General features: G+C 75.5%; 2 protein-coding genes. Both read right to left on the bottom strand.

Annotated elements, in window-relative coordinates; translation table 11 throughout:
* A partial coding sequence (locus QOZ88_RS23095; protein ID WP_306002010.1) for a class F sortase occupies nucleotides 1-677 on the bottom strand: 677 nt, incomplete at its 3' end.
* A 296-nt stretch (nucleotides 678-973) separates the two neighbouring features.
* The coding region (locus QOZ88_RS23090) for a hypothetical protein (RefSeq protein ID WP_306002009.1) at nucleotides 974-1629 on the bottom strand (656 nt) is incomplete at its 5' end.

Here is a 1629-nt window from a genome sequence, read left to right as displayed (position 1 = left end):
CGGGTGCCGGCCAGGGTGGCGTAGGCGACGACGTTGTCCTCGTAGCTGCGGGCGACGGGGTCGAACTCGCCGCCGCAGGTGATCAGCCGCAGCTGGGGGTCGGGGGTGTTGCCGTACACCTGCAGGGTGGGGAACCCGGTCTTGGTGTAGCGCTCCACCCGGTCGACGGTGAAGACGGCGACGGTGCCGTCCCGGCGCTCGACCTCCACCTCCGCACCCGGTGTCAGCGCGCCGAGTTCGAAGAAGACGCCGGGGCCGTGCTCGGCGGAGTCGACGTGCCCCAGCAGCACGGCCGGGCCGACCGCGCCGGGCGCCGGGGACTGGCGGTACCAGCCGGCCGTGCCCACCTGGTCCAGGGGCGGGACCTCCACCGTCCCGTCGGGCTGCAGCCCCAGCTGCATCACCTCGCTGCTGACCTCCAGCGCGGGGATCCGCAGCGCGACGGGCTCGGCCACCTCGACCGGCGCGGTGGTCGGCTCCGCCGGGGCGGCGGGCGCGGCGGGGGGTGTTGTGTTGGTCGACGACGTGGAGGGCTCCCCGGCCGCCGCGCGCAGGGGTGGCTGCGGGGCGCTCTGCTGCCCGGTGAGCGCGACGCCCAGCGCCACCACCGCCACCACCGCCAGAGCGACCGCGAGCACCACCCAGGAGCGGGCAGCCGAACGGGCTCGATCGGTCACGGACTCTCTCCCTGCGGGGCAGCGGATGGGGGCGGCCGGGGTCACGGGCCGTCACGCGGACGCCGGTCGCGGGGGGGGGGGGGGGGGGGGCCGGCCGGGGGGGGGGGGGGGGGGGGGGGGGCGGCGGGGGGGGGGCCGCGGGGGGCGGGGGGGGCCCGGGGCCGCCCGCCGCCCGCCGGGCGCGCCGGGCAGGGATGCCTGCCCGGCGCGACGGGTGATGCGGGTCGATCAAGCCTGATCGATCAGGCCCGGTCGATCAGGCCTGGTCACGTGCCTAGTCGATCAGGCGTGGGCGATCAGGCCTGGTCGGCGGCCTGGCGACGGCGGTAGGCCACGGTGCCCGCGGCGACCGCACCGGCAGCGGCCAGCGCACCCACCCCGATCGCCGCCTGCTCCTCGATACCGCTGGTGGCACCGGCACCGGTGTCAGCACCACCGGCGGGCATCTGACCCATCTGCGAGGCGTTCAGCACACCACACGCCGCCGGCGCGGTGGCCTCCAGCGGCAGCGAGGGGTCCAGCGAGCTCTGACCGGCCTCGGCGTCGTACTCACCGTTGCCGTTCACATCGATACCGTGCACCACCAGCACCGCGGTACCGGCCGCGAACGCCTCCTGCGTGGCCTGATCGATGCTGAAGGTCCGCTCGTAGGTGTAGCTGTCCCCCTCAGGCGTCGGGAAGCGGTCCACCGCCAGACCGCTGTCCGCGCCGGTGTCACCCTCGGTGGTCAGCGACGCACCGATCTCCCCGTAGAAGGGGATGCCGTCGGCAGTGGTGACGATCCCGTCGCCGTCCGAGTCGGCCGACGCCGGCGGGCAGACGCCCTGCGCCCCGATGTGGAAGTGCTGGGCGTGCGGCGAACCGGCCAGCACACCGTTCGCCTCGACGGTGACGATCGCCTGGTCACCCTCCAGCGTGACCATGCCCGTGCCGGTGACACCCGAGTCGTTCA

The organism is Blastococcus carthaginiensis, assembly GCF_030731085.1.
Classification (GTDB): domain Bacteria; phylum Actinomycetota; class Actinomycetes; order Mycobacteriales; family Geodermatophilaceae; genus Blastococcus; species Blastococcus carthaginiensis.
This window is presented reverse-complemented; position numbering and strand designations above follow the sequence as displayed.